Genomic DNA, 25,455 nt, shown 5'->3' with positions numbered 1-25,455 from the left:
AGATTGCATGAAACGAAATGCGCCGGATTTAGTATGCCCCAATTTACGACATGCCGTCAAAGCAAAGCATGGATTGGAAAAGGAAAGTATGCGAATTTTTTCGGATGGAAGGATTGCAACGACTCCACACCCGAACGGATTGGGCTCGAGCCTAACGAATCATTATATTAAAACTGATTTTTCGGAACCTCAGTTGGAGTTCGCTACGAACGCAAGACCTAGGATTGAAGCGATCGTGAGAGAACTTCAGGATCTTCATATTTTCACGTCTCGCCATCTTCAAAACGAATGGATTTGGCCGTTCAGTATGCCCCCGATTCTTCCCAAGGAGGAAAAGGATATCCCTCTAGGACAGTACGGTGCCTCATTCTCGGGCGAATGGAAAACCATTTATCGGAACGGACTCGGCCATCGATACGGGAGAAGGATGCAGACAATTTCGGGGGTTCATTATAATTTTTCCTTTTCGAACCTTTTTTTGAAGCAAATCTTCGAAAAGGAAATTTCTAAGTTTAATAAAGAAGAAATTTCCGAGATGTATCTTTCCGTTACACGCAACTTTTTTCGGAAAGTTCATTTCGTGCTTTATTTGACCGGAGCGACTCCTGCTTTCGATGAAACGTTTCTTCCGGTTCCGGTTGATTTTCCTTTTTCAAAACATAAATCGCATACGTATTTCGCGCCTTATGCCACTTCGTTGCGAATGAGTGAAATCGGATATACGAGTAAAGTTCAGGATGGACTGCCGATTAACTATAATTCGTTGGAAGAATATATACTTGGAATGTGTTATTCGGTTAGCACTCCTTATTCTCAGTACGAAAGTTTCGGAGGTCCCCCGAACCAATTAAATCCGTATTATCTTCAAATCGAAAACGAATTCTATTCTCCGATTCGCCCCAAGCAAATTCCGAAAAACCAGGAACGTCCATTGGATGCTCTACAGAATCGCGGAATCCAGTATATCGAAATAAGATGTTTGGACTTAGAACCCGAATCGCCGACAGGAGTAAGTAAACCGAGTTTAGCTTATATTCAAATGATTCTCCTGGACGGGATTTTACGCCCGAGCAAGGCCATACTAGATTCCGAAAAAGAAAGGATTCGTGAAAATACTAAAAGAGTTATCTGGGAAGGTCGAAAGCCGGGCTTAAAGATTTTGGGGGAATCGAATTCCGAAATCGATTTCGTGCAAGCGGGTAAGGATTTTACCAATTCTTTGTTTCCAATCGCCGAAGAGCTAGATCGCCATTCCGGCAGAACGTTTTATCGAGAAACGTTGCATGCCATGTTGACTAAATGGGATGATTCGAGAAAAACTCCGTCCGGTAGGTTCTTAAACAGGTTATTGGAAGAGGATTGGGAGTTTAGAGATTTAGGAATTCATTTAGCTAAGGAAAATTACCGAAATCAATCTCAGATGGAGTTAACTCCGGGCAAATGGAATTCCTTCGAAAAAGAAGTCCATCGATCCGTTTTAGAGAGAGAGAAAATCGAGGAGACTGAAAAAGTCCGGAAGTATCCCACGCCAAAAATATGCAACCATTGAAGATTCGACTCGAACAGGGCCAGAAATTAGATTCCGAAGAGTTTATTCTAAAGGGCTTCGCGGATTTGGAAATTTCTACGCAAATCATCATAAGAGATGCCCTCAATCGTGGGCTGACTGTCGAGGTCTTAGATAGGGCCAGTCATTTCCTTCGAATTTCCGGGAATGGGTTGGCGCGTCTGGTTAAGGAGGCCTCCAAAACCGATTTGGATTCGTATATGACCTTCCTGGTCATGGAAAATAAGACGATAACGAAGATGGTATTGGCCGAGAAGGGAATTCGCGTACCGATTGGAACGAGCATTTCAAAGAAAAAAGATGGAATCGATTATTATAAATTAAATTCGACGAAGCGAATGGTAGTGAAACCGGTGACTACGAATTTTGGCATCGGAATCACGATCCTAGCGCCGCAATCTTCCGAATCGATCGTAGAAAAAGCAATGGAAACGGCATTGTCTTTTGCCGAAACTGCGATCATCGAGGAATTTGCGGAAGGTCAGGAATACAGATTTTTAGTCATTGGAGAGGAGTGCGTCGCCGTATGCAATCGAGTTCCCGCTAATATTGTCGGTGACGGAGTTAGGAGTGTCCAAGAGTTATTGATCGAAAAAAATCAAGACCCTCGACGAGGAATCGGTCACGTTACTCCTCTGGAAAAGATTCGTCTAGAAGAAATTGAATTAAACGTTTTGGCAGAACAGGGAAAAGCCCCCGATACGATTCCGCAGCCGGGCGAAATAGTTTATTTACGGCGGAATTCCAATATCAGCACCGGAGGAGATTCTATCGACGTTACGGATTTGGCTCATCCGGCCTATAAAAAGATCGCTGTGGAAGCGGCATTAGCTGCAAAGGCTAAAATTTGCGGAGTAGACATTATCGTTCGGAATTTGGAACTTGAAGGCGATTACAGAATCCTAGAACTGAACTTTAACCCGGTATTATATATTCATAATTATCCATACCGGGGAAAGAACCGAGACGTAGGAAATAAAATCCTGGATCTATTGGGCTTTTGAGGTTTTCAGTTTAGTGCGAACGTAATCCACAATATCTCTGGATTCGTACATTTTAATATCCCCATCGACTAAAAAAGGGACCTGACTTAAACCGCCCAATTGCACGACTTCCTCTCGTCCGGCGGTTCCTCGACTCGCTTCTACCAGTTCAAAATCCTTTCCGGCCTCTAAGCCGAGTTTAGAGAATTCGTCTCTCACGTATGTGCAATAAGGGCAGGTTAGGAACTGATAGAGCTTCATCATTAGGCGGGAATTCCTATTTTCTTTTGCAATTCTCCGTTACGCGAAAGTTCCACGACGATATCGTGTCCGCCGATGAATTCTCCTTCGATATATAGCTGCGGGATCGTCGGCCAATTTGCAAATTCCTTAATTCCTTCCCTGACACTTTGGTCGGAAAGAACATTAAAAGATCCGAAATCGGCTCCGAGGCTACGCAGAACATTCGTTACTCCGGCGGAAAAACCGCACATTGGAGCATCGGGAGTTCCCTTCATAAAAAGGAAGATCCGCTTCGAATCGATTAGTCCTTGGATTTTTTCTTTGAGTATTTGGTCCATTTTACTTCCTCTTAGTTTACAATGAAAAGAAATCTATGAAATTTTCGTTTCTATCGCAAGTGCATGCACTTCTTCTTTGAGTTCTTCGTGCAGAGTCGCATACACCATACGATGCTGTTCTATCATCGATTTACCTTCGAACCCTGGATATTTTACAATTGCCTTGATATGGACTCCGTCTCGGTATGGGTCCAGGATTTCAACGGAAGACCCTGGAAGACCGGTCTGGATTTTAGTGCGAATTTCTTCGATTGTCATTGTTCTTACTATTAGACTTTCGCCGCTCGTCGGTTGAAAATCTTTTGTTAAGGATAGCGTCCGATAAAAGCAAACGCGGACAACCTTTTTTCCTTAAGGGGCCGCGGTCTGTAGCTCTAATGCGTGGATTCCTTTTGACTGAAGAATGGGATTTAAAACGGAATACACTTCCCGGTGTTGAGCCAAAAGAGTCTTATCTCGAAACGTTTCCGCGATGATTCTGATTCTAATATGGGTTCCCCTCGCCACGCCATTCGGATTGCCGTCGTGACCTGCATGTTCCGCCGAGAAATCTTCCACTTCGAGGACGGCCGGTGAAAATGTACTACGGAGTATGGATTCTATTTCTTCGGCCGAATCTGTCATACCTATTAGGTCCTCGTTCCGATTCCGCGGCTGAGCAAAAAAACTGAAAGCGAGTAGAGTAATATAGTTCCTACCGCTAAGAGCCCGATCGCTAATCCTGGGTCTATATCGCTGACGCCTAGAAATCCGTAGCGGAAAGCATTTACCATATAGAGAATCGGATTAAATTTAGATACGATTTGCCATGCTTCCGGGAGCATTTGAATTGAATAAAAAACGCCTCCTAAATAAGTTAAAGGCGTTAGAATAAAAGTCGGGATGATCGTTACATCATCGAATTTTTTTGCGAACAATGCATTTAAAAATCCGCCCATAGAAAACATCAGCGCTGAAAGTGCTACTGTAACGATTACGATCCAAGGGCTGTAAAGTCGTAACTCGGTAAAAAACAGCGAGACTACCGTTACGATAATGCCGACTAGAATTCCGCGAATAACTCCTCCTATAGAATATCCTAGTACGATGAGATACGCCGGCGTCGGAGAAACAAGAAGCTCTTCGATATTCTTTCCGAATTTAGCGCCGTAGAATGAGGAGACTACGTTATTGTATGCATTCAAAATTACGGACATCATCACTAATCCGGGAACAATGAATTGAATATAAGTATGTCCGCCGACATCTCCGATTTGAGATCCGACAAGTTTGCCAAAGATCAAAAAATATAGGGAAATCGTGATTCCGGGTGGAATTAACGTTTGAATCCAGATTCTTAGAATTCTAACGGTTTCTTTCCGGACTATCGTCGAAAATGCGTTAAATTTTTCCCTGAAATTCAAAGTTTCTTCTCCACTAATTTTAGAAATAATTCTTCTAACCTATTGGATTTATTTCTCATGCTAGTGATTTGAATTCCTTCTTTATCCAATAAACGAAATAAATCGTTGAGAGAATGACTTTTGCTGATATCGACCTCGAGAGTCAAATCGTCCACTTTGCGTAAAGAAAAACCGTTGAGAGCCGTCGGAATCGGAACGGCTTCCTTTAAATCTAATATGAAAGTTTCCGTGTCTAATTGTACGATCAGTTCTTTCATCGTAGTGTTCTCGACGATAAGTCCTTTGTCGATGATCGCAATTTTACGGCAAAGGGTCTCCGCCTCTTCCAAATAGTGAGTGGTAAGAATGATCGTAATTCCGGATTCGTTCAATTTGATTAGAAATTCCCAAAGAGATCTTCTAAATTCTATATCCACTCCAGCAGTCGGCTCGTCCAGAATTAGAATCTTCGGGTTATGCACTAGAGCCCTTGCGATCATCAGTCGGCGCTTCATTCCACCCGACAGACGACCGGCGGTTTCTCGCCTTTTATCGTAAAGCCCTAGCTGTTTTAAATATTCGTAAGTTCTTTCGGTCGCGATCGATTTTTCCAAACCATAGTATCCGCCTTGGTTGATAACGATCTGCTCGACTTTCTCGAATATATTAAAATTAAATTCCTGGGGAACGACTCCTATAAACGATTTTGCGAGAGCTAGGTCGCTATCGATGTCGGCCCCGTAGATCTTTACTTTTCCGGAAGTTTTGTTCACCAATGAACTTAATATTCCGATGGTGGTGGACTTGCCGGCGCCGTTCGGCCCTAATAGAGCAAAGAATTCTCCCTCTTCCACAATTAAATGAATTCCCTTTAAGGCCTGAACGCCTCCGGAATACGTTTTGACTAAATTTTCAATCTCTAATGCTTTCTTCATTCTGAAGGAAATCGGCTCCTTTGTAAGCATCCTGAAAGACGCTAGTTTAACGCAATCCTTTGGTAATTCAAATTACGGAACGCTCAGAATTTCTCTGGCTCTCCTTGCGGCATTTCTCGCAATTTCCGGAAGTGCAGGATGAATATAAATCATTTTAAGCAAGTCATCTAGAGTCCCGTTCATCGTCATTAAGAGTATAAATAAATGAGCTAGGTTGGAAGCTTCGTCTCCCAAAACGTGGGCTCCTATAAGTTTTCTTGTCTTCCGGTCTACTAAAATTTTCACGAAGGAATCTTCCGATAATCGGGCCATACCCATTGCGCTGGCAGAATACGGATTGATCGCGGAAATATAATCGGCTCTTTCCGAGATGAGTTGTTGTTCAGTCTTGCCGACTGCCGCTACTTGAGGATGGGTAAATACCGCATGAGGAACCGGAGGATATTCAATCGGAATACGCTTTTTATCCACGTACAAAGATTGAAATAAGGCCTCTCCTTCGAAATTCACCGAATGACGGAAAAAATATTTCCCTATGATATCGCCAAGAGCATAGACTCCATCTGCGGTAGTTTCAAGAAACTCGTTTGTTTTAATATATCCGCGATCATCGGTTTGAATATTCGTATTATTCAAATCAAGCCAATCGGAATTCGGTCGGATTCCGGTTGCGACTAATAGAGCATCTCCTTCTATTTCGAAACTTCGACCTTCCTGCTCGCAAGTTAGGCGAAAAATTCCGGCTTGATACTCTACAGTTTTAACGATCGTCCTTAAACGAACATCGTGTTTTTTTGAGAATGCTTTTTCAAATCCATCAATTATGCTTTGATCCTCCTGGGAAAGCATTCTATTTCGAACAATGAAAGTGGTTTTGGAGCCGAACGACGCATAAGCAAATCCTAATTCTAAGCCGATATACCCGCCCCCTAACACTAGGAGACGTTTAGGAAGGTCGGTTCTTCGGAGGGCTTCCCGACTGGTCATATACGGCGTTCCTGCGAGGCCGGGGATATCCGGAATAACGGGCCTACATCCAGCAGCGATGAAAATTCGGTCGGCAGTCAAAAGTTGGTCGTTTACTTTTACGACCTTGTCCTCTATAAAGCGACCTTCGTACGGATAGAAATCGATGTTCGGATTTTTCTCATAGGCGGGGAGAATGCTATCCGAGTCCGCGTCGACGGTTCTAGAAACCCTTTCCACTAAGGTTTTAAAATCCACAGTAAAGGGGCCGGGAATTTCCAATTGAAAGCGGTTTGCATCCGAGGCTAGGGCGAGGATCTCAGCGGGATGGATAAGCATTTTAGAAGGAATGCAACCTCGGTTCAAACAGGTTCCACCTAAACGATCCTTTTCTAAAATTGCGACTTTATATCCTAATTTTGAGGGTGGGGTGACTAACTTTGTTCCACCGCCCGAACCGATTACAAGAATATCATATTTTTTCATGTTGAGACTGGAAACGGAAGATTCTCCATTCAATCCGTTTTCCTCCGAATACGTTCTGCATTTAGAGTGAGAAGATTGGCGAGCAAAAAAGAGAGTCGTATTTTAGACTCTACCACTTATCTCGAAGGGACCTCAAAGTCAGAAAAAGAGTACGTTCATCCTCAGCTAAATTCGGCTGAGCCGATTTGTTTCGAATACCGGATAAAAGCGATGCAGACGGTTTGGAACAGAGGAAAAAAGGATTAAAGGTTCGTTCCTCCGCGAAATTCGTAGTCCAAAATTCCGCCTCGGATTTCAGAGAATTCACTTTTTTCAAAGCTGCATGCGCCGCCGAGTTTGAGGGGTCTAGAGCTATACTGAATTTTAGATTATTCTGAAGGTAATCGTGACCCGGGTAGAGTTTCACTCCGTCCGGAAATTGGTAAAATATCCGGGAGACGGTTTGATAGAGTGTCGTTGGATCTCCTCCGTTCTTACAATTTCCGACACCACAATTAAAGATCGTGTCCCCGGTAAATACGCCTACCGGGGCATTATTTTCGACCTGAAGTAAACATATATGAGCGAAGGTATGTCCCGGAGTATCCAAAACTTCCAAATAGGAATTTCCTTCCCGATCGGAAAGAATCCGCTCTCTCGAATAAAGAGCGCGACTTGCTAACGGGACAGTTTCCATTCCTTTAGGATGCGTCAGGACTATCGACTTGAATTCTTGAACCAGCCCTTCGTTTCCGGCCGTATGATCCCAATGCTCATGAGTATTGACGATGTATTCGAGAGACCAATTCTTTTGCTTTAGTACGACACTGACTTGTGAAGAATCGAACGGGTCTATACAGAGAGTCTCTGTCGTATCAGGTTGTCGAATTAAATAGGTGAAATTTCGAAGCGAACTATGAGTGTAAATTCGGACGATTTCAAGCATCTTCGCTAAGGAATAATATCTAGATGTTTGTCCAGATTGGCGATTCTAAGAATCGTCATTACGTCTCTGCTTAAATTTCTTAATTTAAGGCTACCTTGGCGTTCAGTCACATATTTCTGGGTGTTAAAAATAGCACCGATACCGGACGAATCCAGATATACATCTCCTTCAAAGTCTATGATAATTTCCTTGTTGCCTTCATCAAATTGTTTGATGATAAGTTCTTTTAACGCGAACGCGTTCTTCAAACTAACGTTGCCCTGGATCTTTACGATGCATATTCCGTCCTCTATGGACACATCTGTTTGAAAACCTTCCAATGGAAACGGCTCCGATTTTTCTATTTATATGACCGTCCTCGAGTTGCTAATGCATCCGAACCGTCTCGAAAATAAGAAATTTCGAAAGGTTACACGGGGAGGGAATCCGATCATTGAGCATAAATTGTGGCAAAGGGGAGGTAAACTCTTTTTTCCTTTGAAAATAGGTCAATTCTTAGTGGATAAAAACAAGAAATAGCTGGAAAATTCACCCAGTAAGGAAAAATTTAGTGGGCGTTTTACGAATGACCAATTCTAGTATTATGACCGATAAATTGAATTGAGATGCGAATTAAATTTTGGGGAGTTCGGGGCTCCATCTCTTCCCCGGTAAAAGGCGATTTAATCCGAGCGAAGATTCTGAAAATTCTGAGTCTGGCCTCGCCGTCGGATCTTCAAAGTCCGGAGGCGATTGAGGATTTTTTAGATTCCTTAGCTTTGTCAAATTGGAGTACCTACGGCGGTAATACGACATGTATTGAAATTCGTGATAAAGAGGATCGTCTTATCATAATCGACGGAGGTACAGGCCTTCGAGAATTAGGAAATTCCATCCTGCAAGAGGGATATTTACAGGGAAAAGGTTCCGCGGTCTGGATTTTCACTCATACGCATTGGGATCATATTCAAGGGATTCCATTTTTCGTACCTCTCTATACCCCAGGTAATAAGTTCGAGTTTGTAAGCTCCGTCGAAAATTTAGAAGAGAGACTTAGATACCAGCACGCGTTCACTCATTTTCCGGTTCCTTTCGAGGGATTTCAGGCAGAGAAAACCTACCGCCATGTACCCGAAGGGAGAGCCTTTCGAGCCACAGATTCGGTCACTTCCATTTCGAAAGCGGTTCGTCACCCGGGCGGAAGCTATTCGTACCGGTTCGAAGAAGACGGCAAATCGCTTATTTTCGCGTCGGACGCGGAGTTTAATTTGGATGAGATGGAGAATATCGACGATTACCTAAATTACTTCCGCGGCGCGGACGTTCTTATTTTCGATACTCAATATACATTCGAAGAATCTTTACAGAAAATCGATTGGGGTCATAGCACCGCTTCGATGGCGACCGATATCGCTCTTCGCGCAAACGTTAAAAAACTGGTCATGTTCCATCACGACCCTTCTTACGATGACGAAAAGCTGGACGCCGTATATTTGCGCGCAATTAAATATAAAGAAATGTTCGATCCCGACAATCAGTTGGAAATCATTATGGCAAGAGAAGGCTTAGAGATTCAAGTTTAAGATCTTTATCTTGTTTTTTGCATATAGCGGAGGATCTCATGAGTGAGTATATCATAGGTATCGATGCAGGTACCACCGGAATTCGTACGTTTTGCTTCAATCGATCCGGAGCCGTTATTTCCAGCGCTTATTCGGAATTTAAACAATATTTTCCAAAACCGGGTTGGGTCGAACATGATCCCGAAGAGATTTGGGCAAAGACGGAAAAATTGGTCGTAAAAGCGATTCGTAACGGAAAACTTCGTCCCGAAGATGCGATTGCGATCGGAATTACTAATCAACGGGAAACTACGGTTTTGTTTGAAAAGGATTCGGGTGTTCCCGTATACAATGCCATCGTTTGGCAATGTCGGAGGACAGCGGACTTTTGTACGAATTTAAAAAAGGAAGGCTTAGAACCTACCTTCCGAAGAAAAACCGGACTCGTTGTGGACGCGTATTTTAGCGGGACCAAGATACGTTGGATCTTGGATAATGTGAAAGGAGTACGAGCCAAAGCGGAGAAAGGAAAGATACTCTTTGGAACCATCGATACATATCTATTATATCGATTGACTAACGGAAAGTCCCATAAAACGGATCACACGAATGCGAGTCGCACGTTAATCTTCAACATCGAAAAGAAGGAATGGGATAAGGAACTTCTAAAAATTCTAGATATCCCTGAGTCCATTCTTCCCGAGACTCATAATTCCAGTAATTTATTCGGTAGAACCGAAGGAGTAAAGGGTCTACCGGATGGAATTCCTATTTCTTCACTCGTAGGAGATCAGCAAGGGGCGCTTTTCGGACAATTATGCACGGAACCTGGAGAGGCAAAGAACACGTATGGTACGGGTTGTTTTCTCCTTTTCAATACGGGAAATAAATTACAGATTTCTAAGAACAACCTGATTACGACCCTAGCCTGCGGTCCTGAAGGCAAGACGGTGTATTGTTTGGAAGGTTCTATTTTTATCGGAGGAGCTGTCATACAATATCTACGGGATAATCTCAGGTTCTTTAAAGAATCTAAGCTTTCCGAGAAGTTGGCTGCTTCGGTTACAAAAGAGGATGAAGTTGTTTTCGTTCCCGCGTTTGCGGGCCTTGGAGCTCCATATTGGGATATGAATGCGAGGGGCGCTATTTTGGGTCTGACCCGTGATACGACCCAAGAACAGATAACACGGGCCGCGCTGAAATCCATCGCTTTACAGTCTTATGAACTTGTGGAAGCTATGGAAAATGATACGGGCTCCAAGCTGAAGATTCTCAAAGTTGACGGCGGAGCGACTGCCAATAATTGGCTAATGCAATACCAATCCGACATTCTCGGAAAAAGAATCGTTCGCCCTTCGAATTTGGATACGACAGTTTTGGGCGCGGCATATCTGGCCGGATTAGAAAGAGGATTTTACGCTGGCGTTGCGGACTTGAAGAAAAAGCAGAAAGCCAGTAAGGAATTTACTCCGAAAATGGGAAATGCACAAAGAGAAAAAGAAATTCGTGTCTGGAAAGAATCGGTCAAGCGAATTTTAACCGGTAATTAAGCGGGCAAAAAAGTCGGAGAACTTCGCCGGGAAGATGGGATCGCGGTCGGAATTAAGAATCAACGGGAAACCAAGGTTTTATTCGAAACGGATTCCGGTGCTCCCGTATGCAATGTTATCGTTTGGCATTGCCGTAGGACCCGCTGATTTTTGTAAGAATTTAAAAAAGGAAGACCTGCTTATCTTCCGAAGAAAAACCGGACCCGTTTTCATGTTTCTTAAATTGAGAAGAATCGGTTTGGGGACAGACTTTTCCGGTTCTTCTTTTATCCCTAGTAGTTATAGGACAAAAGCGAAAACTCGAAGGGTTTCCGGTCGCTTGCAATTCCCGCCCCCACGACGAGTTTTGTTTGATCGTACCTCGGAATATCCACAATTCCTCCTTCAGGGATGCGGAACATTTCGTACGAGTCCTTTTCGCGCTTCGAGATGAGTATATCGAAACGGAGAATTTCCAGGCTTTTGTTGGTTTGAAACAAGATCTTATCGCCGGTAACAGAATATAACTCCAGACCTTCACCTTCTCGATTGAAATTGTACTTATCGGAAGGGATACTCGAGAATTGAATTTCTTGGCGTGCTCCGAGTTCTATTTGACTCTCTTCACTTTGCTCCCAATAAATATGAAATATTCCTTCTTCATAATATATTTTTCTCGAAAACCTTCTGAAAATTTCTTTTTCCACTACTTCTTCAAAAGATTCGCCTAAATTCGGTTGCTTGGACGGACCGTCCAAGATTTGTTTCCATCGATTTTTAGAAACGTTTTTTTCGACCATATTCCGTACCGGAAGAGAAAGGCTAGGGATTGAAAATTTCAGAATTCGTTCATCGACTGAATTAAGAATCGAGTTTAAAAAAGGACCATGGATTAGGGGGAGAATTTCTATCGAGAAAATTCTATCGCGTAAAAATGCCGCGAATTCGGGCTCGAACGCGAATAAGTTGGAAACGATCGTTTGCTCTTCCACGGGAGTACCTGCATACAGAATCTTTACCAATCTAAACAGATAATTTTTACTTTTGGGATCGAAGTACAAGGATTCGATTTTTCGCGAAACTTCATTTTCATTCAGTTCTGGATTCACTACGTCTCGGAGTGATAAATAACGAGTAGAGTTCATTCTCGTTCTGTTTTGTCTAAATAATCGAAACGTACCCACATTACGTTTAACGCCTATCTGAGTCGCTTCCCCGGGAGCTCTTAGAACAATAATAGGCGGATTTCCTTTGGTTTTATACGGATTCGAATCTATCAAAAATAGACTTCCGTTGCTGAGCTCTCTCGCTCCCTGGGGGAACTTTCCGTCTTCTTTCCAAAGCCTACCGTTTTGAAAGGAAAGATAGGGTGGGCTACTCATGGGTCGACTTTGGTACGTTCTCCTTGCATAGTCGATTTCATATAAAAAGGAAGGAATTATGGCCGGTTGAGAATATAGATAAGGTAATTCTTCGATTTCCATTACGGGAAAATCGTAGAAAGGAGAAATTTTGGTCTTAACTCTGGCTACCGAATCGGAGTTGCATAGAAAAAAGTGATAATTTATTCCTTCGACGTGAATCATGACGGCAATTTAAGTTGGAATGGATTGGGTAGCTCTAAAGCGCTTCGGCGATTTCATGTCCGCCTTTCAGTGAAGCTTCTCCGTTAGGTCAATATTCTTCTTCCAATAAATCCGGATGTAAGATCGATAAACCCGGAGGCTCGAGATTTCTTTTAGAAAGTTTACCCACGAGCTGACCTTTAAATCTAGTCCAATCATAGGTTTCCTTAAGCTCGGAAATTTCATCGTCGAAACCGTATTGAATGAAATCGACGATTTCTTGTTCGGTTAGACCGGTAACGAGGGAAGTATCGGTGACTGTTCTGAGAATTTTTCGAACATCCCGTTCATTCCAAGCCAGGATCGTAACTAACCTGGCTGTCCATTCGATATGACTCACAAGGATATTCTGCGGGAATTCTCCAGTATTTCAACTGAGAAATATATTCGTAAGGAAAGTTCTAAAGCTTGCGGATAGCTAAAATACTCATATCGTCCTGAATACGACCGCCTCCGTATAGGGCGATTTCTTCAAATAGACTATCGATTAGTTTTCTTAGATTTTCTTTCGGAGCCGTTTCCAGGAACTTGTACAAATTCTCTCCGTAAAAACTGTTTTTCATTCTGCTTTTCTGCTCAAAAAGGCCGTCGGTGAAACTGAATAGTACGTCTCCCGACTCCATTCGAAAACTTTTGGACGGTTTTTCTCTGTTTAGCGGTGGATTCATTACGGTGGAAAGAAAGAATCCGTCCGTGTCCAAGATTTCGGTGGAACGATCCTCTTTCCGAAAAAGTACCGAACTTGGATGTATTCCTGATTGTAAAAAATTACCGTTCGAATCGGCCTTCATTAGAAGAAACGTGGCATAAAGACTTCGGTGAATCGTTGGAAACGTTTTTGTTCTTTCTTCCAGATGTAGATTGATTTCATGAATCACTTCTTCCGGTTTGGTACATGTATGAACTAAATGAGACATTTGATTCATCACCATCATGCTAAATAGACCCGCTACGTAACCGTGTCCGGAGGTATCGCCGATTCCGAACCAATAGTTTCCGGATTTATCCTTCAAGAAATTATAGAAATCTCCCCCGATAGGATTATACGTAAGGCAACGACCGAAAACTTCATAGTGTTCGTCCTTGAAGTCCAGTGGAAAAACGTAGTTTTGCATTCGACTATCGCCGCGTCGGAACCGCTTAATGATTTTTCCGTATTCCTGTTCTTCGGGAAGGATTCTTTCCGTTAAGTATAACGCAAATGCAACGTAATTAAGAAACAGAGTGAATGCCGCCGCAGCTAGAATCAATACTGGCAGTCGAACAAGAAAATTATAATATGAAAATCCGACAATAAAGCAAGCCAACAGGGAAAAATTTAATACGAGAATGATTCTCCATGCTCCTTTAAAATACTGTTTGATAGTGTAGGCCGCTCTCATTTATTTTTAAAATACGCGTGACTTTGGTATTCTTTTCTGGAATAATTTCTTCGAGAGATTCGAAAAGCTTCGTCCTCCGCATAGGGAGTCCGGATGCCTTCTACGACACCGAAAGGCTTTTCTTTGTAACCCGTTTCGTACACCATCGGAATTATCGTCTCGCTTTCCCGGTCGTAATGATAGAGTAATTTATACTTAGATAATGTATTAGATGTGCCCGAGGATTGCAAAGGCTTTCCTCTTTCCCAAGTATTTTCCTCGGTTTCGATACTTGAAGTCCTCAGAAGCACCCAATTTCCCTTGGTTTCGAACGTTCCTTTTCCATCTATCCGAATACGACGAAATTTATTTCCTTCCTCAATCTCTCTAATATACGTTTTTCGAAATGTTTTATCCTTTTCTGAAAATTCAATGGATTCCGAATGTTTTTCTACATAGGTTAAGGACTTTAGCGGGGAAAACCCCGGGAGTTTCTTTGAATATGTTCCTGAAAGTATAACATCATTTGCGGTCTGTTTGTCGGAAGGTAGTTCGCGTATCCAGGTAGGCGGGAAGCAAGATATAAGCAGATTAAGAATGGTCATACCGGATAGAAATCGAAAGATTTTCATCGTACTTACCTTATTCTTATTTGCCGCGAATATGTTAAGCTGATCGGTAAATTTCTAAACTTCCGCAGCCAATCGTGTATACATACTCGAAAAAGCGCTTTCTAAGCGCAAACCGAATATCATTAAAATTGGAAGTAGATAAAGTCTCCGCCCCCGTCGCCGAAGATACCCATTAAAAGAAGAACCACGAAAGAGAAAACAGGTAAAAGCCAGGTGAATTGGGAACGAATTTTATCTCGAATTACCGGATAGTATTGTACCGCATTCCATAAAAACGCAAGTAAAATGAAGAATAATAACTCTTCCCATCGGGCAATTCGTTTTCCTGATAACAAATTGCCGAAGCCGACGAAGTATTCCCCGGTCAATCGTAAGGAATCCTTTCCCATAGCTGCCGATCTAAAGAATATTCCCGAAAGGGAGAAAAGATGAATTGTGAGAGCAACGCGCCAAAAGCGATGGAATCCTCTCGGTTCTACGGCTGTCTTGGGATTCTCAGGAGAAATGAGTCTTTCGATCCCCAAGAGAAGTCCTAAATAAGCGCCCCAAAATAAATACCCGAAATTCGCACCGTGCCAAAGCCCTCCTAGGGTCATCGTCAAGAGGGAGTTCAATTGGGTCCGCCAGACTCCGCCGCGACTTCCGCCTAACGGAATATATAAATAGTCTTTTAACCATGTAGATAATGTAACATGCCATCTTCCCCAAAACTCGCGAAAGGAAGGAGAGAGAAAGGGACCCCGGAAGTTTTCGGGAATATCATAACCAAGTAAGAATGCAGAACCTCTGGCGATATCGGTATATCCGCTGAAATCGCAATAGACCTGGCTTGCGAATCCGAAAAGAACCAAATAGAGTGAGCTCGCATTATATTCCGCAGGATGAGCGTAAATCGGATTAACGATACCGGAAATATTATCCGCTATCACCACTTTCTTGAATAACCCGGATAGGATTAGGAAGACACCCCACTTAATTCGATCGAAATCGATCCAAGGCTTATCTAGTTTAGGAAGAAAATCGGTGGTTCTCATGATCGGACCGGCGATCAATTGGGGAAAGAATAAAATAAATAGAAAATAATCGAGGGAGCTAATACGCTCGGGCACATGGTCTCTGTGAATATCCACTTGCAAGGCGATCAATTGGAAAGTGTAGAAGCTTATCGCTAACGGAAGAGGGATATTGATTCCTTTCCCGAAATCGGAAAAGAAATGGTTTCCTCCGACTAAATCCAATGAATCCAGTACAAAGTAGAAATACTTAAAGAAAGCAAGATTCAAAAAGTTTAAAACGATAATCCAGGTCAGCAGGCGCGCAGTCGGCAAGCCCGCAGATTTCTTCTCCCAAAGCTTTAGAGAAAAGAAAAAATTCACTCCGATGACGGTTAAAAAATGAATCGAAAACGCAAGACCGGAATAGAAATAGAAGAGTAAGGAAGATACTAAAAGAAGGTACTTTCTCCATTTTTGCGGAAAAGACCAATATAGTAAAAATGTTATCGAAAAGAGAGCAAGATAAGGGAGTGAATTAAATAGCATGCTTTAGGCTTTACCGAGATTACCGAAATTCCCTCAAGGAGCAAACAGATATAAAAAACGGACCTTACTCGCTCCGAATCCCACTCTTTCTAGCAAGGTCGGGTTCTCCGCAGAAACTCCTTGGATATGATAAACTGTCTCGGGCTTTTCCTTCGAGTAGGAATAAAATACGACCCGAGGATTCGTATTTCCGGGAGTCATTACGTAACCGGGAAGGCGAGTGGCCGTGGCAACTGCATCTTCAAAGTAGCCGATACTGTCTATCAATCCATGCCGGATCGCTTGAGAGGCGGTGAATATTCTTCCGTCGGCTAATTTCTTTAGGTCGGATTCTTTTACCTTTGGCCTGCCTATTTTGACCACATCAAAGAATCGGTCGAAAAGATTATCTACGACGCTTTGTAAAAGTTTTCTTTGCTCCGCGGTCAATTCTTCCAGAGGCGAGCCGACGGCTTTATTTTCGCCGGAGCGGATCGACTGGTCTTTTATTCCTAGTTTATCCAGACCCTCCTTCACGTTGATTCCCTGCATAATGACTCCGATCGAGCCAGTCACCGTGGTGGGATGAGCCATTAGATAATCGCTAGACATGGAGATGTAATAGGCTCCGGACGCAGCAGTGTCCATAAATAGCGCCAGCACGGGAATTCGTTTCTTTTTCTTAAATTCGAGAACCTCTCGGTAGATAATATCGCTGGCAGTAACCGTTCCGCCCGGGGAATTGATTTTTAAGATCACGGCCTTTACGTTGCTGTCTTCCATTGCATAATGGAGTTGGAGTTTAACGGCGGCGAGGACCGAATCCTTTTCACCGGTCAGGAAAGAGCCTTCCCTCGAATCGTCGGAAATGATTCCTTCGATCGGTATAACGAGAATCTTATCCTTATCTCGACCGGAGACAGTTTTTTCAACCGGGATCAATTGTCGCGGATTTGGAAGAGAAATGCATGTAAAGAAAAAGATAGTACTAAGAATCAAAGAAATTTTAAAAAAGACTCTAACCGTGGTCATCGCGAACCTCAAGATACCCATTCTGAAAGACAATACAGTATCATCAATTCCTTTCCAAATCTAGGAACTTCGCAAAAAATAGTAGTAAACTCGTTTTTTTGTTTCCCTATTGCGAGTTTTTCCCAACCTCCTTCCGCGATGCTCGAATTTCGAACAGAGAGTTCTAAGTTTGTCACGGACGGCACCCATTGGCTGTCGTGGGATTGGGTCCATCCAAAGACTTCTAAGCAGATTGAAATTCTTGCACCTTGGAGAGCGGAGCTTGCCCCCTTCGGGGCCGGAAGCTTTTTGATGTTTCCGTGGGTAAACCGCCATGCTTCGTCCGAATTAATACTAGGTGGAAGGAGAACGGAACTTTCCGGAATTGTAAAGGATCAAAGCGGATATTTAATTCACGGTTTCGTTCATTCATTGCCGAGGAAAGCTTTGAAGGTTCAACCGAACGGAAGGGGTGCTGAATTTCGTATTCTTATTCCGGAAAGTTGGGAAGATAGTCCGGCCGCAGCGATTGCGATTCGAGAGGAATATACTTTGCAAGAAGTCAATTTCGGAACATTGCTTACCGTTCGAACTAAATTTCATAATCTTAAAAGTAATTCGTTTCGTTTTGTGTATGGATATCATCCGTACTTCTGCTTGGACGGGGATCCGGATGATTGGAAAATTAGTATGCATCTAGATAAGAATTTGGAATTGGATGAACATCTGCTTCCGTACAGTCCGACCGTTTCCAACCCGATAGAGTCCATTACGGATGGTAGGATCGTAGCGTTAGATCACCTTTTTTACGGGAAGGATCCCAGAATCATATTAGAAAATCGAAAGGAAAAATACTCGATTACGATTCTGAGTCCTCCCGGAGAGGAAGGAGAAATTCCGCTAAATTATTACCAAATTTATACTCCTGAGGATCGAAAATCCATTGCAATCGAACCTTGTAGCGGTCCCGGCAATGCCTTGCTCTCCGGTCAAGGATTAATCGAACTGAAAGGCTACTCGGAACTAGCGGGAGAGTTTAGAATTATAGTCAAAGCTACGTGATTCTTGCATATATAGGCTTTCTTCTTGACATAGAAGGGGTCATTTTCAGTCTAAGTTACAGGGAGATTCCGCATCCAAATGAGTAAACCATTAATAGTTCAAAGCGACAAGACTATGCTGCTCGAGGTCGATAATCCCGAATTCGAAGTCTGCCAAACTGTCGTTTCCAAATTTGCGGAACTCGAAAAAAGCCCAGAGTATCTGCATACATATCGGATTTCACCGCTTTCACTCTGGAACGCTGCTTCGATCAAAATGACTGCCGATGAGATCGTCCAGTGTCTAGAGCAGTATTCTAGATATTCGGTTCCAAAAAACGTAATCAATGAAATTCGAGAACAGATTGGCCGGTATGGAAAGGTCAAGCTAGTCAAAGAAGAGAACGGAGATCTTTGTATCATCTCAAATGAAAAAGGATTTCTACAAGAAATCTCTAATCATAGAGCCGTGCAACCTTATATAGAAAGCACTATCGCCGACAAAATCTATATTAAAAAAGAGTTTAGAGGCCATATTAAACAGGCTCTGATTAAGATCGGTTTCCCTGTGGAAGATTTAGCCGGTTACGATGAAGGAAACAAGTACGGCTTCAATCTAAAACCGACTACGAAATCCGGAAGAAAATTCGGAATGCGTGACTATCAGCGAGCCTCCGTAGAGGTTTTCCATGCGGGTGGCGGTAACGAAGGTGGCTCGGGAGTTGTCGTGCTACCTTGCGGCGCCGGTAAGACGATTGTAGGAATTGGAGTCATGCAAATCGTCGGGGCGGAAACGTTGATTCTAGTTACGAACACTCTCTCTATTCGCCAATGGAAGAACGAGATTTTGGATAAAACCGATATTCCTGAATCGGATATCGGCGAGTATTCCGGTGAAGTAAAAGAAATTAAACCTATTACGATTGCGACGTATAATATCCTGACTCATAGAAAGAAGAAGGGCGGTGATTTTACTCACTTTCATTTATTCAGCGCCAATAATTGGGGTTTAATCGTTTATGATGAGGTCCATTTACTTCCTGCTCCCGTTTTCCGTATGACTTCCGAATTGCAGGCCAAACGTAGGCTTGGGTTGACGGCGACTCTGGTCCGTGAAGACGGGCTCGAAGAAGACGTATTCAGCCTTATCGGTCCGAAGAAATACGACGTTCCTTGGAAGGAATTAGAAAGCAAATCCTGGATTGCAGAAGCAAAATGCCGCGAAATACGTGTTTCCATGGACGACGATCTAAGAATGCGTTATTCCATCGCCGACGACCGCGAAAAATTCCGTTTAGCATCCGAGAATCCGGAAAAAATGAAAGCTATCGATTTGATTATGAAAAAACATTCCGAATCGCATTTGTTGGTAATCGGGCAATACATCAATCAGTTAGAGGAAATTTCGAAATACTTTAAGATTCCGCTGATTACCGGTAAAACTCCTTTAGGAGAACGCCAAGAATTGTACGACGCATTCCGCTCCGGCAGAATCAAATCCCTGGTTGTAAGTAAGGTAGCAAACTTTTCCATCGACTTGCCGGACGCGAACATTGCAATTCAAGTTTCCGGAACGTTCGGGTCCCGTCAGGAAGAGGCGCAGCGTTTAGGTCGTATCTTAAGACCGAAAGGTGAGGACAACACTGCGGTGTTCTATTCTCTAATTTCGAGAGATACGAACGAAGAAAGATTCGGTCAAAATCGACAGCTCTTTCTTACCGAACAAGGATACGAATACGAAATTTATACGCTCGACCAATTCCGCGAAGCTCAACAGGAAGAAAAGGTCGGAGCTTAAAATAGGCATAGGGGTTTCGACTAAACATGCTGCTTGGAATAAAAAGAGAGGAAGAAATGGAATGGAATGCGCGAAGGCTAGACGTAATCGAGCCTTCTCCGACGTTGGCTATTTCCGCTAAGGCGGCGGAATTGAAAAAGAAAGGGGAAGACATCGTTAGTTTCGGAGCTGGGGAACCTGACTTCGAAACTCCGAACCATATACGCGAAGCCGCTAAGAAAGCCATTGATAAGGGAATGACCCGATATACCGCGGTTTCCGGTACAGTCGAACTCAAAGACGCCATTATTACGAAATTCAAGCGAGATAACGGTTTAGATTATAATAGAAACCAGATTATCGTTGGAACAGGCGGAAAGCAGGTTATCTATAATTTCTTTCTAGCTACTTTAAATATCGGCGACGAGGTTATCATTCCCGCTCCTTACTGGGTAAGTTATGCAGATATCGTCCGTCTGGCCGAAGGAAATCCGATTATCGTTTCTACTACCAAAGAGCAAGAATTTAGAATTACTCCGGCGCAGTTAGAACAGGCGATTACTCCTAAGACCAAGGTCGTTATATTGAATTCCCCTTCCAATCCGACCGGATCGGCATATTCCAGAAAAGAGTTGGAAGCCTTAGGAAAAGTAATTCTTAAGCACAAACTTCTAGTGTTGAGCGATGATATTTATGAAAGAATCGTATTCGACGGGTTCGAGTTTACGAATACCGCGATGCTGTCTCCGGAATTGAAAGAGTTAACCTTCATCGCGAACGGAGTCTCGAAAGCGTATTCTATGACAGGTTGGAGAATCGGATACGGAGCGGGGCCGGCGGAAATCATTCGGAATATGGATACGATTCAAAGTCAATCTACGTCAAATCCGTCTTCCATTTCCCAAGCGGCGGCTGAAGCAGCATTGATAAGCGACCAAACATGTGTAGACGAAATGGCAAAAGCCTTTCAAAAACGTAGGGACTTAATTGTAGCCCTTCTACGCGCGATTCCCGGAGTGGAAGTTAACATTCCGCAAGGAGCGTTTTACGTATTTCCGTATCTAACCAAGGTTTACGAAACTCAAGGATTCAGAAAGCTGCTTTTATCCTCTGAAGAAAAGAGTAAGAGTAAAGTGTTTTGCGCGTTGCTATTGGAAAAATACAAGGTTGCCGCAGTACCGGGTATCGCGTTCGGAGACGACAATGCATTAAGACTTTCTTATGCAATGGGCGAAGAGGATATTAAAAAAGGAATCTCCCGCATCGCTGAAATGGTGAGGGACTTATCCCAATAATTAACATGCGACGATTCTTCGGAATTGTTTTAGTCCTTATCGGACTTCTTTCCTCTCCGGTTTTAGGAGAGGCGAGAGGCGAATTTATCGTATTAGAAGTCGGAACGTCTCTATATTTATTTCCCGAGCGAAAATCGGAAGTATTACGTAAATTATCCTTCGGAGAGATTCTAACTTCCGAAAATTTACGCGAGTCAAAGTCCAAGTTTCAATTACTAACCGACAAGGATGGCTTGAAAGGTTGGATAGAATCTAAAGCGATTTTCAAGATCGGCGATCATGGAAGCTATTTGGTGATTACCAAGGCGATCGATCGCCTTTTATATCAGGACTCCACGTTTTCGGAACTTGAATCCGTATTTGCCTATCTGACTCGTGTCGAAGATGGGCCGGTTTTTAAAGGCGACGAATACCTTTTCTTAAAAATTAAAAGATTGGTCGTTCTACAGCGATATTTGGAGCAACTTCAATCGCCGGAGATACGAAGTAAAGTCGGTTCGAAACTGGAGGAATTATTACGTAATTTCCCTTCGGACATCGGGGTTCAATCCAAAGACGGAGTATGGGGAGATGCTTTGACGAATGCGAAAGACGGTTCCAAAGTTCGCGTTCGTCCCCAAGCATTTTGGCGAGTAGCGGAATCATACCCTAATACGAAACCGGGGGATTTTGCCGCTTATCTCGGTGTCAAGTATACGCCCGAGGTTAAATGCGGTAAGGATCCGATTTGTGTTTTAAACGACGAAGGCTCACGTAGATTAAAATATCTTTTATTGAATCCGAACGGAAATTATGCACGGATTTTTTCCACCCAAATTGATAAACGACTACAACAGTTTGTGAAAGATCGGGAAACGTTATTATGCGATACGAAATTGCCGAAGGCGGAAATTCTCAGCTCGTTCAAAGCCAAAATCCAAGAACTTCCATATCGCTATGGTAAGAAATTTCATTCTAAGTTGAAGATCATTTATGAGGAATGCGGTTCTAAGTGAAACTTGCGTCTAAGTTCTATCCCCGAAAAAAGGACTCCTCGTTCGCCCCCATCGATCCCATCCTAATTCTTCATGGCTTATTCGGTTCCTCCAAGAATTGGGTTACTGTCGCAGAGTATTTGACCGAGTTCTCGGACGTCTATTGCCTTGATTTGAGAAATCATGGAGATTCCCCTCATTCTCCCGAACATACACTGGAAGCAATGGCGGCCGACGTGGACGAATTTCTCACGGATCGAAATATTTTTTCCGCGATCTTGCTCGGTCACTCCATGGGCGGGTTGACCGCAATGACTGTTTCCCTGAAGTTTCCCGACAAAGTTTCCCGATTATTGGTTGAGGACGTTGCACCGAGAGACTACGAATTTGCGTACGACGCCGAGCTCTCGGCATTGATGATCGACGTTTCAGTTTCCAAATCCAGACAAGAGATAGATTCGAAAATGGCAGTTTACGTTCCGGATTCTTTCATTCGAAATTTTCTGCTTATGAATTTAGAAAGGAAAGAAGAAGGCGGTTATCGCTGGAAGTTAAACATAGAGGCGCTCGCCAAATCCCGGAGGATGTTCGAATCGCAATTTGATGCGGGAAAATCTCGGTTTTCTAAGCCCACCTTCTTTATATTAGGAGCGATTTCCGGTTATTTTCGCGAAGAAGATCGAGCGCCTACTCTAGAATACTTTCCCAATGCTAAATTCTACAGCATTGCGGGCGGTGATCATTATATTCATTTTACGAAGGCGAATGAATTCAAAGAGATCATCACCGGGATTTTTCATTCTAATGAATTTTTCTCGGTAAAATGAAAGTAGCCGTTCCGGCCAAGATCCAAAATAGTATCATTCCGATCGGCACAAGGACCGTGAATCCTAGGTTGTAAACGGTTCCAAGAGTCCCTGTGCTAAGAATTGCACCTAACAGTGACAAGCTTAATCCTAAATCACTCGTAATAATTCTCTTTCTAAAGAAAGGAATCACTTCCACTAAAAACACGGCTACCATTGAGCCGACCGTAAACGAGGAAATTTTTAAACCTAATTCCAATAACCCCTTGGTTTTCTCTTCGGGCAAGGAAAAGAAAAAGAAAGAGCTAAGGAATAGAAGAATTCCGAATAATAAGCTGCCGCTTTTCGGACCTAGAAAATTCCATCCGAAATCGACTTTTGCGGTCAAGGAAAGGGAATTGATCGAACTGGATAACGTGGACATCGTCGAGGCTAGAATTCCGGATAGAAGCAATCCGATTAGCGGAGAGGGAACTTCCTCTATTAAGAATTCTGAAAATACCTTATCTTGGTGGATCGGTTTACCGGAATAATGGAAATAAAGTAGAGTTCCGATTCCCAGGAATAAGAGCATCTGAACAAAGACAGCGATTCCTGAAACGATCATCGCCTTTTTCGCAGCGTTTAAGTTTTTTGCAGCTAACGCGCGTTGAATGAACATCTGGTCCGCTCCATGCGTTCCTAAACTTAGTAAGGCGCCGCCTATAACCGCCCACGGAAAGAAATACGTGGCAGTCGGTTTTTGCCATTCAATGAATCTAAATTTTCCGGCCTCCCAAGCCTGTAAAAAAGAAGCCTTACTATCGGGAATTTCGTAGAATAAGAGTCCGAAAGCAAATACGCCTCCGAAAATATAAACGAAATATTGCAAGGTATCCACCCAAACTACGGAACGGAATCCTCCCTGCATCGTGTAGGCCAAGGTCACCAACGTAATGATCACCAGCGAGAGCGTTCCTATCCAATACGATGAAATCATATTCGGAAACCGTCTTGCCAATACTAGCTCCAATAAAAGCGCGATCGGCAGCGTCGAGGCGTACAGTCGAACTCCGTCGCCTAGAATCCTTGTGGTTGAGAAAAGGGCCGACATCGTTCTCTGAGAGTTTCTTCCGAATTTCTTTCCGACCCATTCATAGACGGACATAAAACCGCCGTGATAGGTAAGGGGAAGAAGAAAGAAAGCTACAATCGTTCGTCCAAAAATATAACCTAGCACGACTTGCAGAAATGTGAAATTGCCGGCAAATGCGATCCCGGGCACTGCTAAAAATGTAAGAGCAGAGGTTTCCGTCGCTACAATGGAAAGTGAAAGTGGAATCCAGGAAAGAGTTCTGCCCGCTAAAAAAAATTCATGAGAATCCTGATTCTTTTTTCCGGTAGTCCAGCCGGAGTAAAGGACAAGAGCAAAATATAAAAGTACGACAAAGGCATCTAACCAATCAAAATGCATACGAACGCATCGTTTCTTTTCATCCGAGATTGAAAAGAAGAAAAGCAAATGACGATCGAGCAGGAGAACAAACAATGGCGATTACCAGGTCGATATGAGTCTGAAATATAAGTTTCAAGTTCAGGTTCCGGGCACATCCGCAAATCTTGGCTCCGGTTTCGACCTTTTCGGTCTCGCCTTTAAAATCTATAATCGCTTTTCGTTCGAATTTGGAGCTTCTGAATCTTTCCAGAGAAGCGTCAAAGGATATGAAGTTCCGCCTTTTTCCGAGGACGAAGATCTAGTATTAGCAGCGTATAAAAATTATTTTTCTCTTTTCATTCCCGAAATTTCTCCGCTGCCGTACTCTGTAAAGATGGAGTTGGATCTTCCGATGAGAGGCGGTCTAGGATCCAGCGCCAGTGCGGTAGTCGCGGGTTATACGGCTGCTCGTTTTGCCCAAGAAACTTATTTCAAAGGAACGAAAGCTCCTAGCGAGTCGGATTTTTTATACAATCTCGCATTGTTGGAAGGTCATCCCGACAATACCACACCGGCCTACCTGGGCGGATTCGTTTTTTCCTACTTTGCCGAAGAGAGACTTTATTATTTTAAGAAAAAATTTCCGAAGGGTATCCATTGTTTTTTCTTAATACCCGAATTCGAGATTGCGACGAACCATTCTCGAAAATGTCTTCCAGAAAAATATCCTGTGGAAGACGTTATTTTTAATATGAGTCGTTTCGGCACCTGGTGGGAATTTTTAGAATCGGGTAAGCCTGGGCTTTTGCAAAAGGCTCTTGAAGACCGAATTCATACTCCTTATAGAATGAATTCGGAATTTCCTATTTTACCGTTGGTGGAAAAAGCCGGAAAAGAAGTTTTGGGGGTTTCTTTGTCCGGGAGCGGCCCGTCAATTCTGCTCTACTGCCAGCGAAAGCATTCGAAGAGAGTCTCCGGAAAATTAGAATCATTAACCAGGCAATTTTCCGAAGAAACCGGAATTTCCTGCCGGTTGCTTCAGATTGGCGTCGACTCGAATGGAATACAGTATCGAGCCAGGAAACTATAAGACGATCCGGAGTTC

Annotated in this window: 26 protein-coding genes; 10 read left to right on the top strand and 16 right to left on the bottom strand. The window is 43.1% G+C overall.

Annotation, left to right across the window (positions count from 1 at the left end; all coding sequences use genetic code 11):
• Positions 1-7 precede the first annotated feature (7 nt).
• A complete protein-coding gene (gene gshA / locus LEP1GSC050_RS18720; protein ID WP_010569885.1) occupies positions 8-1,549 on the top strand; it encodes a glutamate--cysteine ligase in 1,542 nt (513 codons plus the stop codon).
• Entirely contained in the window at positions 1,537-2,571 is a 1,035-nt protein-coding gene (gshAB, locus tag LEP1GSC050_RS18715) for a bifunctional glutamate--cysteine ligase GshA/glutathione synthetase GshB (protein WP_010569884.1), read from the top strand. Before gshA ends, gshAB begins: the two co-directional genes overlap by 13 nt.
• Here the strand turns inward: gshAB and LEP1GSC050_RS18710 are convergent.
• From LEP1GSC050_RS18710 to LEP1GSC050_RS18670, 9 genes are all read right to left on the bottom strand, one after another.
• On the bottom strand, positions 2,557-2,811 hold the full coding sequence (locus tag LEP1GSC050_RS18710; RefSeq protein ID WP_156896038.1) for a glutathione S-transferase N-terminal domain-containing protein: 255 nt from the start codon (positions 2,809-2,811) through the stop codon (positions 2,557-2,559). The genes gshAB and LEP1GSC050_RS18710 overlap by 15 nt on opposite strands.
• A gap of 2 nt (positions 2,812-2,813) precedes the next feature.
• On the bottom strand, positions 2,814-3,131 hold the full coding sequence (gene grxD, locus LEP1GSC050_RS18705) for a Grx4 family monothiol glutaredoxin (protein WP_010569882.1): 318 nt from the start codon (positions 3,129-3,131) through the stop codon (positions 2,814-2,816).
• A 33-nt stretch (positions 3,132-3,164) separates the two neighbouring features.
• A complete protein-coding gene (locus tag LEP1GSC050_RS18700; RefSeq protein ID WP_010569881.1) occupies positions 3,165-3,389 on the bottom strand; it encodes a BolA/IbaG family iron-sulfur metabolism protein in 225 nt (74 codons plus the stop codon).
• Between the two features lie 93 nt (positions 3,390-3,482).
• Positions 3,483-3,755, bottom strand: a complete 273-nt coding sequence (locus LEP1GSC050_RS18695; RefSeq protein ID WP_010569880.1) for a BolA family protein — start codon at positions 3,753-3,755, stop codon at positions 3,483-3,485.
• Between the two features lie 5 nt (positions 3,756-3,760).
• On the bottom strand, positions 3,761-4,534 hold the full coding sequence (locus LEP1GSC050_RS18690) for an ABC transporter permease (protein WP_010569879.1): 774 nt from the start codon (positions 4,532-4,534) through the stop codon (positions 3,761-3,763).
• Positions 4,531-5,448, bottom strand: a complete 918-nt coding sequence (locus LEP1GSC050_RS18685; RefSeq protein ID WP_010569878.1) for an ABC transporter ATP-binding protein — start codon at positions 5,446-5,448, stop codon at positions 4,531-4,533. The genes LEP1GSC050_RS18690 and LEP1GSC050_RS18685 overlap by 4 nt, the downstream gene beginning before the upstream one ends.
• Before the next feature lie 72 nt (positions 5,449-5,520).
• Positions 5,521-6,900: a dihydrolipoyl dehydrogenase gene (locus LEP1GSC050_RS18680; RefSeq protein ID WP_010569877.1), complete on the bottom strand. Its 1,380-nt coding sequence runs from the start codon at positions 6,898-6,900 to the stop codon at positions 5,521-5,523.
• Between the two features lie 109 nt (positions 6,901-7,009).
• The gene (locus LEP1GSC050_RS18675; RefSeq protein WP_010569876.1) at positions 7,010-7,825 is read right to left on the bottom strand and encodes a hydroxyacylglutathione hydrolase family protein; all 816 of its coding nucleotides are present in this window, start codon (positions 7,823-7,825) and stop codon (positions 7,010-7,012) included.
• Positions 7,826-7,830: 5 nt separating this feature from the next.
• Positions 7,831-8,145 (bottom strand): STAS domain-containing protein, encoded by a 315-nt coding sequence (locus LEP1GSC050_RS18670; RefSeq protein WP_010569875.1) that lies wholly within the window; start codon positions 8,143-8,145, stop codon positions 7,831-7,833.
• A 285-nt stretch (positions 8,146-8,430) separates the two neighbouring features.
• Between LEP1GSC050_RS18670 and LEP1GSC050_RS18665 the strand changes: the two genes are divergently transcribed.
• Positions 8,431-9,387 (top strand): MBL fold metallo-hydrolase, encoded by a 957-nt coding sequence (locus LEP1GSC050_RS18665; protein WP_010569874.1) that lies wholly within the window; start codon positions 8,431-8,433, stop codon positions 9,385-9,387.
• A 38-nt stretch (positions 9,388-9,425) separates the two neighbouring features.
• Positions 9,426-10,916, top strand: a complete 1,491-nt coding sequence (gene glpK, locus LEP1GSC050_RS18660) for a glycerol kinase GlpK (RefSeq protein ID WP_010569873.1) — start codon at positions 9,426-9,428, stop codon at positions 10,914-10,916.
• Between the two features lie 272 nt (positions 10,917-11,188).
• Here glpK and LEP1GSC050_RS18655 read toward each other — a convergent pair whose 3' ends face one another.
• The 6 genes from LEP1GSC050_RS18655 to sppA form a co-directional block, all read right to left on the bottom strand.
• Complete coding sequence (locus tag LEP1GSC050_RS18655; protein ID WP_010569872.1) at positions 11,189-12,481, bottom strand: hypothetical protein; 1,293 nt, start codon at positions 12,479-12,481, stop codon at positions 11,189-11,191.
• 88 nt (positions 12,482-12,569) lie between these two features.
• Complete coding sequence (locus tag LEP1GSC050_RS18650) at positions 12,570-12,860, bottom strand: hypothetical protein (RefSeq protein WP_010569871.1); 291 nt, start codon at positions 12,858-12,860, stop codon at positions 12,570-12,572.
• A gap of 61 nt (positions 12,861-12,921) precedes the next feature.
• On the bottom strand, positions 12,922-13,902 hold the full coding sequence (locus LEP1GSC050_RS18645; protein ID WP_010569870.1) for a PP2C family protein-serine/threonine phosphatase: 981 nt from the start codon (positions 13,900-13,902) through the stop codon (positions 12,922-12,924).
• Positions 13,899-14,513 carry a hypothetical protein gene (locus tag LEP1GSC050_RS18640; RefSeq protein WP_010569869.1) on the bottom strand — a complete coding sequence of 205 codons (615 nt, stop codon included), beginning with the start codon at positions 14,511-14,513 and terminating at the stop codon, positions 13,899-13,901. The genes LEP1GSC050_RS18645 and LEP1GSC050_RS18640 overlap by 4 nt, the downstream gene beginning before the upstream one ends.
• A gap of 122 nt (positions 14,514-14,635) precedes the next feature.
• A complete protein-coding gene (locus tag LEP1GSC050_RS18635; protein ID WP_010569868.1) occupies positions 14,636-16,054 on the bottom strand; it encodes an MBOAT family O-acyltransferase in 1,419 nt (472 codons plus the stop codon).
• A gap of 33 nt (positions 16,055-16,087) precedes the next feature.
• Entirely contained in the window at positions 16,088-17,065 is a 978-nt protein-coding gene (gene sppA / locus LEP1GSC050_RS18630; RefSeq protein ID WP_020987958.1) for a signal peptide peptidase SppA, read from the bottom strand.
• Positions 17,066-17,203: 138 nt separating this feature from the next.
• Between sppA and LEP1GSC050_RS18625 the strand changes: the two genes are divergently transcribed.
• The 5 genes from LEP1GSC050_RS18625 to LEP1GSC050_RS18605 all read left to right on the top strand — a co-directional run bounded on the left by LEP1GSC050_RS18625 (position 17,204) and on the right by LEP1GSC050_RS18605 (position 22,957).
• Positions 17,204-18,106, top strand: coding sequence for an aldose 1-epimerase (locus LEP1GSC050_RS18625; RefSeq protein ID WP_040911986.1), 903 nt, complete (start codon positions 17,204-17,206; stop codon positions 18,104-18,106).
• Positions 18,107-18,184: 78 nt separating this feature from the next.
• Positions 18,185-19,882: a DNA repair helicase XPB gene (locus LEP1GSC050_RS18620; RefSeq protein WP_010569865.1), complete on the top strand. Its 1,698-nt coding sequence runs from the start codon at positions 18,185-18,187 to the stop codon at positions 19,880-19,882.
• Between the two features lie 56 nt (positions 19,883-19,938).
• The gene (locus LEP1GSC050_RS18615) at positions 19,939-21,156 is read left to right on the top strand and encodes a pyridoxal phosphate-dependent aminotransferase (protein WP_010569864.1); all 1,218 of its coding nucleotides are present in this window, start codon (positions 19,939-19,941) and stop codon (positions 21,154-21,156) included.
• Between the two features lie 5 nt (positions 21,157-21,161).
• Entirely contained in the window at positions 21,162-22,151 is a 990-nt protein-coding gene (locus LEP1GSC050_RS18610) for a hypothetical protein (RefSeq protein ID WP_010569863.1), read from the top strand.
• Positions 22,148-22,957 carry an alpha/beta fold hydrolase gene (locus tag LEP1GSC050_RS18605; protein WP_010569862.1) on the top strand — a complete coding sequence of 270 codons (810 nt, stop codon included), beginning with the start codon at positions 22,148-22,150 and terminating at the stop codon, positions 22,955-22,957. The genes LEP1GSC050_RS18610 and LEP1GSC050_RS18605 overlap by 4 nt, the downstream gene beginning before the upstream one ends.
• On the opposite strand, the gene LEP1GSC050_RS18600 is transcribed toward LEP1GSC050_RS18605, so the two are convergent.
• Positions 22,932-24,389 carry a sodium:solute symporter family transporter gene (locus tag LEP1GSC050_RS18600; RefSeq protein WP_040911934.1) on the bottom strand — a complete coding sequence of 486 codons (1,458 nt, stop codon included), beginning with the start codon at positions 24,387-24,389 and terminating at the stop codon, positions 22,932-22,934. The genes LEP1GSC050_RS18605 and LEP1GSC050_RS18600 overlap by 26 nt on opposite strands.
• A 94-nt stretch (positions 24,390-24,483) precedes the next feature.
• On the opposite strand from LEP1GSC050_RS18600, the gene thrB reads away from it, so the two are divergent.
• Positions 24,484-25,440, top strand: coding sequence for a homoserine kinase (gene thrB / locus LEP1GSC050_RS18595; protein ID WP_010569860.1), 957 nt, complete (start codon positions 24,484-24,486; stop codon positions 25,438-25,440).
• Positions 25,441-25,455: the final 15 nt, after the last annotated feature.

Origin of the sequence: Leptospira broomii serovar Hurstbridge str. 5399 (genome assembly GCF_000243715.2) — a bacterium.
Classification (GTDB): domain Bacteria; phylum Spirochaetota; class Leptospiria; order Leptospirales; family Leptospiraceae; genus Leptospira_B; species Leptospira_B broomii.
Note: the sequence above shows the minus strand (reverse complement) of the source record. Positions and strands in the feature narration are given on the sequence as shown.